The organism is Bacteroidota bacterium, assembly GCA_034723125.1.
Lineage (GTDB): Bacteria > Bacteroidota > Bacteroidia > CAILMK01 > JAAYUY01 > JAYEOP01.
Genome location: JAYEOP010000481.1, coordinates 1 through 8,536, shown reverse-complemented (window position 1 = coordinate 8,536; position 8,536 = coordinate 1). Strand labels below are relative to the sequence as shown.

The 8,536-nt window shown below is 30.0% G+C and carries 8 protein-coding genes; all 8 read left to right on the top strand.

The features are described 5' to 3' along the window. Positions 1 to 218 precede the first annotated feature (218 nt). Entirely contained in the window at positions 219 to 1,055 is an 837-nt protein-coding gene (locus U9R42_12515; GenBank protein MEA3496841.1) for a LytTR family transcriptional regulator DNA-binding domain-containing protein, read from the top strand. A 158-nt stretch (positions 1,056 to 1,213) separates the two neighbouring features. After that, on the top strand, positions 1,214 to 2,323 hold the full coding sequence (locus U9R42_12510; GenBank protein MEA3496840.1) for a nitronate monooxygenase: 1,110 nt from the start codon (positions 1,214 to 1,216) through the stop codon (positions 2,321 to 2,323). Positions 2,324 to 2,825: 502 nt separating this feature from the next. Beyond that, on the top strand, positions 2,826 to 3,503 hold the full coding sequence (locus U9R42_12505; GenBank protein MEA3496839.1) for a hypothetical protein: 678 nt from the start codon (positions 2,826 to 2,828) through the stop codon (positions 3,501 to 3,503). Positions 3,504 to 3,658: 155 nt separating this feature from the next. Then, positions 3,659 to 4,654 (top strand): Gfo/Idh/MocA family oxidoreductase, encoded by a 996-nt coding sequence (locus tag U9R42_12500; GenBank protein ID MEA3496838.1) that lies wholly within the window; start codon positions 3,659 to 3,661, stop codon positions 4,652 to 4,654. Positions 4,655 to 4,656: 2 nt separating this feature from the next. Next, entirely contained in the window at positions 4,657 to 5,514 is an 858-nt protein-coding gene (locus U9R42_12495) for a hypothetical protein (protein ID MEA3496837.1), read from the top strand. Further along, complete coding sequence (locus U9R42_12490; protein ID MEA3496836.1) at positions 5,507 to 6,922, top strand: sugar transferase; 1,416 nt, start codon at positions 5,507 to 5,509, stop codon at positions 6,920 to 6,922. Before U9R42_12495 ends, U9R42_12490 begins: the two co-directional genes overlap by 8 nt. A gap of 106 nt (positions 6,923 to 7,028) precedes the next feature. Beyond that, positions 7,029 to 8,216 (top strand): phosphoglycerate kinase, encoded by a 1,188-nt coding sequence (locus U9R42_12485; protein ID MEA3496835.1) that lies wholly within the window; start codon positions 7,029 to 7,031, stop codon positions 8,214 to 8,216. Positions 8,217 to 8,238: 22 nt separating this feature from the next. Then, the coding region (locus U9R42_12480; protein ID MEA3496834.1) for a hypothetical protein at positions 8,239 to 8,536 on the top strand (298 nt) is incomplete at its 3' end.

Sequence of the window (8,536 nt, the reverse complement as noted above, 5' to 3'; positions counted from 1 at the left end):
ATAAACAAATAATCAAATAAACATTCATATTAGCATATTCCCTGCTAAAAAAAAACACCAAACAAACAACTTCCATTTTCCTTTGTTAATTTAGCATAAAGGCAATTTTGATAATAATTTTTCTTATCCTCATAATCATAACATAAATTCAATACCTTTGAGCCCTAAAAATAATTATCAATTCAATTAGTGAATAGAAATAAGTAGGGAAAAATAAAATGCTCAATTTTTTAAACAAGCCATACCCTTTTAACAATGATTTCAAACATAACACAAAAATTATTTTTGTTATAAGCCTGATAATTTTTGTTTTTCTCATCCTTTTTCAACCCTTTGATCTTTCCTCTCTTCAAAATACCGATAAGATTTATTTAATAATTGGGCTTTGTGTTGTTACTTTTATTTCATTAAGTATCAATCTTTTATTCCTACCTGCAATTGCACCAAAAATATTTATTTACAGGGAATGGAATATCAAGAAAGAAATATTTTGGAATATCTGGATTTTATTTACAGTAGGCACAGGATATTTTTTTTATTTTCAAATTATTGACCTTTTCAAAATCAATTTTTATGTAATTCTTAAGATAATAGGAATAAGTATTGTTCCTATTTCCGTAATAGTAACAGCAAATCAGGAAAGATTATTAAAGGTTTATTTAAAGAAAGCTAATGAATTAACAGAAAAACTTACTAAGAAAAAATCCATTTTTGAAGAAAAAGTACATTTTAAATCCAAGTATCAAAAAGACCATTTGATAATAAAAATAAATTCATTATTATTCGTTCGTTCTGCCAATAATTATATTGAGGTATTTTGGGAAGAAAATAATAGTGTTAAAAACCAACTTGTTAGAAGTAGTTTGTTAACTGCTGAAAATATTCTTGCAGTATATGATTTCATTACAAAATGCCACAGAACAAGCATTGTTAATACAAATCACATTTTAAAAATTGAAGGAGATTCAAGAGGATATAAATTATATTTTAAAGATGTGGACTTCGCAATTCCTGTTTCAAGAAATTATATTGAAAATTTAAATGCAATTATTTAATAGAAGACTTAGTAATTATTTAACATTTCGCACCTAAAACAGATTAACTCACCCCTAAAGTTGCATTTTACAACTATTCGTTTTCAGCTATCCCTTTTATTTTATTGCAACTATATCTATTAATATTTTTGCTCCAAAATAATAAATCATTTAAAACAATGAAATCATTTAAAATTGGAAATCTAGAAGTTAAATTACCTATAATTCAAGGAGGCATGGGCGTAGCAATTTCACTGTCAGGCTTAGCATCAGCAGTAGCAAATCAAGGAGGCATAGGCGTTATTTCAGCAGTAGGAATAGGAATGACTGAACCCGGATACAGAAAAAATTTCCGTGAATCAAATAAAATAGCCTTAAGAAAAGAAATTAGAAAAGCTAAAAAATTAACTGATGGAATATTAGGCGTAAATATTATGATGGCTGTTACCGATTATGAAGACCTATTCAAAGTTTCAATTGAAGAAAAAATTGATGTTATTTTTATTGGAGCAGGATTGCCATTAAAAATTCCCGCAGGAATGACTTTCGAAGAATTACAAAAAACTAACACTAAAATTATCCCTAAAGTATCTTCAGCAAAAGCAGCACGGCTTATTTTTCAATATTGGGCAAACAAATACAATCAGGTGCCTGATGCAGTTGCCGTTGAAGGTCCAAAAGCAGGTGGGCATTTAGGCTTCAAAAAGGAACAATTAACCGATGAAAAATATTCCATCTCAAAAATTACATCTGAAACAGTTGCTGTTATCAAACAATTTGAGAAGCAATTTGACAAAAAAATTCCTGTAATTGCAGGTGGCGGAATTTACACAGGAAAAGATATTTATAACATTTTCAAACAAGGAGCAACAGCAGTAAAAATGGGAACTCGCTTTGTTACCACTCACGAATGTGATGCTGCTATTGAATTCAAAGAAAGTTATTTGGCAAGCAAACAAAGCGATATTACAATTATTGACAGTCCTGTTGGATTACCAGGACAAGTTATAAAAAATTCTTTTGTAGAAAAAGTTCAAAACGGATTAGAAAAACCGGTAAAATGTCCTTGGAAATGTTTAAAAAGCTGTAATTTTAAAGAAGTTCCTTATTGCATAGCAGAAGCACTTTTCAACTCAGCACAAGGTAAAATGGATGAAGGATTTGCCTTTGCAGGATCAAAAGCATACATGGCTGAAAAAATACAATCAGTCAAAGATACTTTTAATGAAATAATTGACGAATACGAAAACTGTATTTTAGTACCGAAGTTAGAAACAGTGAAATACTAAGAATTTGTTATAAAAATTATACATTTGAGTCCTCTCTAAAAAGTCTTAGAATAATTTTAATCTCCTTTCTACCCCAAAACCATAAAGGGAAAAGTAGCTGAAAATCAAGACTTCCTTTAGTGAATGGGGCAATTCCTGATTTTCAAAACCTGCACTCATTACTTTTTAGAGTGGACTCAAATTTACAACAATAATTTTCTTTTGGTAAATTTCTGATTTTACAGTTTATACCAAATTAACATCAAAACACCCGATATAAATCATTTCTATTTCCCTTTTTTGTCGTTAAAAATTATTTCCGTAGCTATGGCTATGCAAAGAATTTTTGCCTAAAAAAAGAAAAATATAATTTAATTTATTTATCAGGCGTTTTGAAATTAAATTGGTATTATCAACTACTATTCTTCAATCATTACTCAAACTTTATCTAAAATTTGTTAATTTTGTTTTTTTTTGAAAGTAAATAATAAACGGAATTAACAAATTTGATAATAAATTAAACATGAAAAAAAACCTAATTTCAATTCTCATTTTCACAATACTGTTATTCAGTTTCAAAACATCAAAATCTCAAGAAAATATTGACCTCAACACCAACTATCAAGTTCGTGGGAAAATATATGAAATAATAGATATTGACGATATGCAAAACTATGCTTTGAGGGCAAAAATAAATCCCATAAATCGCATAATTTATGAAGCTGCAACCATTGGTAGAAAAGGTATTACAATAAAAGTTTACAAAGACACAACACTAACAACTGTTTACAAAAAAGATGAGGTTTTAAAAATCGGTGCTTCCTCCGACACTTTTCAATATCAACCTGACATTAACTACCCCGATTTTTATGTTGATACAGTAGTTTATTCAAAATTTAATCCCGAAAGTATAATACGTTTTGCAATTATTGAAGACTCATTATCTGATAACGAAGGAAATATAAGATATGAAATAAAAGCAATTGCACCATTAATTGAAGAATATGCAGCAAACACACTACTATATGAAAAACCAATGTTTTGGCTGAATTTTGAAGAATTAAAACAAGTTTTATCTTTAGAACCCTTTGTAAGCAAAGACAATATGGACGGACGATTGAAATACGATTTTTATTTTGATAAACGCAAATTCGTAACCCAAGCATTAGGAAATAAGTTTCGCTTTACTGATGATAAGTAAAACGCATTTTGAATTTTATATCATTAATCTTATAAAAGCTTTCTGTACAAAAGCAAAATATTAAATTTCATAAATTTAAAAGCTTGGTAATTAGTTATTTTATTCATATTTGCAGTAATTAATTAAATGTAATTGAATCACAACAAAACAATATTATGCTAAAAATTGGTGTTTTAGGAGCAGGACATTTAGGAAAAATTCATTTAAAACTCATTAAAGAAATAAGTGCATATCAACTTTGTGGTTTTTTTGACCCAGATAACGATACTGCCGAAAAAGTAAGCAATGAATTAAAAATCAAGAAATTTAACTCCCTTGACGAATTAATTGATGCTGTTGATGTTATTGACATTGTAACTCCCACCCTATCTCACTACGAATGTGCAGAAGCCTCAATAAAAAAAGGCAAACACCTTTTTATAGAAAAACCTTTAGCTTACTCAATTAAAGAAGCTGAAGAATTGGTTAAAATGGTTAAAGTTGCAGGTATCAAAGCTCAAGTAGGACATGTGGAAAGATTTAATCCTGCTTTTATTGCAGCTCAAGAAACAGTATTGAAACCAATGTTTATTGAATCAACAAGAATAGCACAATACAACCCACGTGGCAATGATGTTTCTGTTGTTCTTGACTTAATGATTCATGACATTGATATTATTTTGAGCTTAGTTGATTCAAAAGTAAAACAGATAAATGCAAGCGGTGTTTCAATAATCAGCGATTCACCGGATATTGCAAATGCACGTGTTGAATTTGAAAACGGATATGTTGCAAACCTCACAGCAAGTAGAGCATCGTTGAAGAATGAAAGGAAAATGAGATTGTTCCAAAAAAATTCATACATAACTATAAATTTCCTTGACAAAAAAGTCGCTGTTTATAAAATTCATGAACTACAAGGCGAAAGTACAGACCCTTTTTCCTTTGTAATTGACCCCGGTAATGGAAAAAAGAAAAAAGAAATAATTTATTCAACACCAAAGGTGCCTGAAATAAATTCAATAAAGCATGAATTAACACTTTTTTCGGAATCAATTTTGAATGACACAACACCTGAAGTTACCATAGATGACGGATTTCGCTCATTGAAACTTGCTTATGAAATATTAGAAGAAATTAACAAATCACAAGAAAAAGTAAATTTAAAATAATTTTGAAAAAAATATTAACATATTTGATTTTCTCAACACTAATTATTACTTCATGTGATATTATCAATCCTGAAGAAGAAATTCCTTCTTATATTCACATTGATAAAATATCACTTTCCGGGAGTTATGATTCTTTTGGTAGCATGTCGCACAATATTGTTGATGCATGGGTTTTCCTCGACAACAAAAAGTTCATAGGAGCTTTTGAGCTTCCTGTTACTATTCCAATTTTAGAAAAAGGAGAACACACAATTAACATTCAGGGAGGAATTAAAGAAAATGGAATTACAAATACTCGTGTTCCTTATCCTTTCTACAAAACCTACAACAAAACACTTACTTTATCCCAAGCAATAATTGATACATTAAGCCCTGTTATCAGATACAAAAGTGATGGATTTGTAATGACTTTTAACGAAGATTTTGAAAATCCTGAATCATCATTCGAAAAAACGGACAGAAACTCTGTTGATTACAAAAGAAGTACTGAAAATATTTTTGAAAAAAATTATTCACTTTCAGCAAAAATCATAAATAAAGGTGATATTTTTGAAATGCAAACAGTAAATATTTTTAAAGTTCCACGTGGCAAAGCAATTTTTATGGAAATGAACTACAAAACAACTATCATGCTTACCATAGGATATTTTTCCATCAATGCTTCAGATAAAATCCAACATGGTTTTTTTAAATTAAATCCATCAGAAGAATGGAATAAAATATATATCAATATGGGTTCCGAAATAGCTTTTGAACCCTTCAATAATGTTTTTAGATTTTTTATTGGAGCAATTAAAAATACTGAAGGTGATACTGCCTCAGTTTATCTTGATAACATAAAATTACTAAGCCTTGAATAAACGAAATTTTACAATTCAATACCTGCTTTCCGACTTTTTAGGTTCTGCCTTAGCTTGGACATTGTTTTTTATTTTTAGAAAAACTGTAATTGAACCGGCAAAATATGGTTACAAAGTTCCTATTATTTTTACAGAAAATTTTTATTGGGCATTACTCATTATTCCTGTTTATTGGATTTTTACTTACTGGATTAGCGGTACTTACAAAAATATTCACACAAAATCACGCCTTAAAGAATTTTTCTCAGGATTTGGAATTACTTTTATCGCCACTTTAATGCTTTTCTTTCTTATCCTACTTGATGATGAAGTCAAAAATTATAAAGTTTATAGACTAACATTTCCAACACTCCTTTTTATGCAATTTTTTATTGTTTCTATTTCAAGACTTGTTATTCTTACAATAATAAAAGGGAAAATTAAAAGACGAGAAATATCTTTTAAAACCGTAATAATTGGTAGCAACAAAAAAGGTTTGGAACTTTTTAAAGAACTTGAAAATGAAAAATATTCTCAAGGATATAAATTTATAGGTTATGCTACTGTTTTTGACAAACCCAATAAAGTTCTTGATAATCATCTCAAAAATTTAGGATCATATAAAGAACTGCCAAAACTAATAAAAGAACAAAACATTGAAGTTGTAATACTTGCAATAGATTCCTCTGAACATGAAAAATTACAACAAGTATTATCCACACTTGAAGGTATTAGGGTAACAGTAAAAATTATACCTGATATTTACGATATTATAACCGGCTCTGTAAAAATGAACTATATTTTTGGTTCAGCTTTAATAGATATTTCTCCCGAGATTTTACCTGCTTGGCAAAAAAACATAAAAAGAGTTATTGATGTTTCCTTTTCCATTTTTATACTAATTGTTTTTTCACCTTTCTTTTTGGTAATCTCAATAATTATAAAATTAAATTCAAAAGGTCCTGTTTTTTACAAACAACAAAGAATTGGCAAAGAGTCAGTTCCTTTTACGATTTATAAATTAAGGACAATGACACAAAATGCTGAAAAGAACGGACCCGAGCTTACAACAGACAAAGACCCGAGAATAACCGGCATAGGACAGTTTCTAAGAAAATATCGTTTTGATGAATTACCTCAATTTTACAATGTATTAATTGGTGAAATGTCAATTATTGGTCCCCGTCCTGAAAGACAATTTTTTATTGACAAAATTGTTAAACAAGCCCCTCAATACAATCACCTTTTAAAAGTAAGACCAGGAATTACATCATGGGGTGAAATAAAATATGGCTATGCAGATAATGTTGACCAGATGATACAAAGAATGAAATTTGACATCCTTTACATTGAAAATATGTCGCTTGTAATGGATTTTAAAATAGTATTTTACACACTGCTTATTATAATTAAAGGAAAAGGAAAATAAAAAACTTTGAGTTCTTTGCTTGCCCCATAAGGAAGAATGACTGTATTGGGGCGTCTTTGCGAGAAACAAAAAAAAACTTAGCGAGAAACAAAAAAAAATAATTGATATGAAAACAATTAATGACTTTAATTTTAAAAATAAAAAAGTTTTAATACGTGTTGATTTTAACGTACCGTTAAATGACAAGCAACAAATTACTGACGACAGCAGAATAGTTGCTGCAATTCCTACAATTAAAAAGGTTTTACAAGATGGAGGCTCTCCAATTTTAATGTCTCACCTCGGCAGACCAAAAGCAACAGAAAATAAATTTTCATTATCTCATATTGTTGATTATTTATCAAAAAAAACAGAAACTAAAGTTCAATTTGCCAATGATTGCATTGGAAATGTTGCTTTTCAAAAAGCTAAAGCTCTAAAAAACTCTGAAATTCTATTATTAGAAAATCTCAGATTTTACAAAGAAGAGAAAAAAGGTGATAAAGATTTCGCATCAAAACTTTCCCAATTAGCCGACTTTTATATCAATGATGCCTTTGGAACTGCACACCGTGCCCATGCTTCCACATCGGTAATTGCCGATTTTTTTCCAAACAATAAATGTTTCGGATACCTAATGGTAAAGGAAATTATAAACATTGAAAAAGTTCTTAAAGATTCTAAGAAACCTTTTACAGCAATTCTCGGTGGTGCAAAAGTTTCTGATAAAGTTCTTATTATTGAGAACCTACTTCCAAAAATTGATAATCTACTCATTGGAGGTGGTATGGCTTACACATTTATAAAAGCACAAGGCGGAAATATTGGGAAATCATTAGTTGAGAAAGACAGTATTGCTGTTGCAAAAGAAATTTTTATCAAAGCAAAAGAACAAAATGTTGAAATATTTCTTCCCCAAGATTCACTTTGTGCCGATGATTTTAGCAATGAAGCAAATATTATTAGTTGTCCTAGTGATGAAGTCCCTGACAACAGAATGGGACTTGACATTGGAGAAAAAGCCATAAAAAAATACTCAGAAATAATTGAAGCATCCGAAACAATACTCTGGAATGGACCAATGGGTGTTTTTGAATTTGATAATTTCCAAAAAGGCTCAAAAGAAATTGCAAATGCTGTTGCCAACGCAACAAAAAAAGGAGCATTTTCACTTATCGGAGGTGGAGATTCAGTAGCAGCAATAAAAAAATTCGGATTCGAAAAACAAGTAAGTTATATATCCACAGGTGGTGGAGCAATGCTCGAATTTTTAGAAGGCAAAGAACTACAGGGAATTAAAGCTATGAAAAAGTGAAGGGAATGATGCAAGATGCAGGATGCAGGATACAAGATTCAGGATGCAGGATGCAGGATGCAAGATACAGGATACAGGATGCAAGATGCAGGATGCAGGATTTATGTCATTGTTTTTTAATATTTTTTTTTGCGTTCTTTGCGTCTTTGCGAGAACAAATAAAATAGAATACAGGATGCAGGATACAAGATACAGGATGCAGGATACAAGATACAGGATACAAGATGCAGGATACAAGATGCAGGATGCAGGATGCAAGATGCAGGATACAAGATACAGGATGCAGGATACAAGATGCAGGATGCAGGATGCAAGATGCA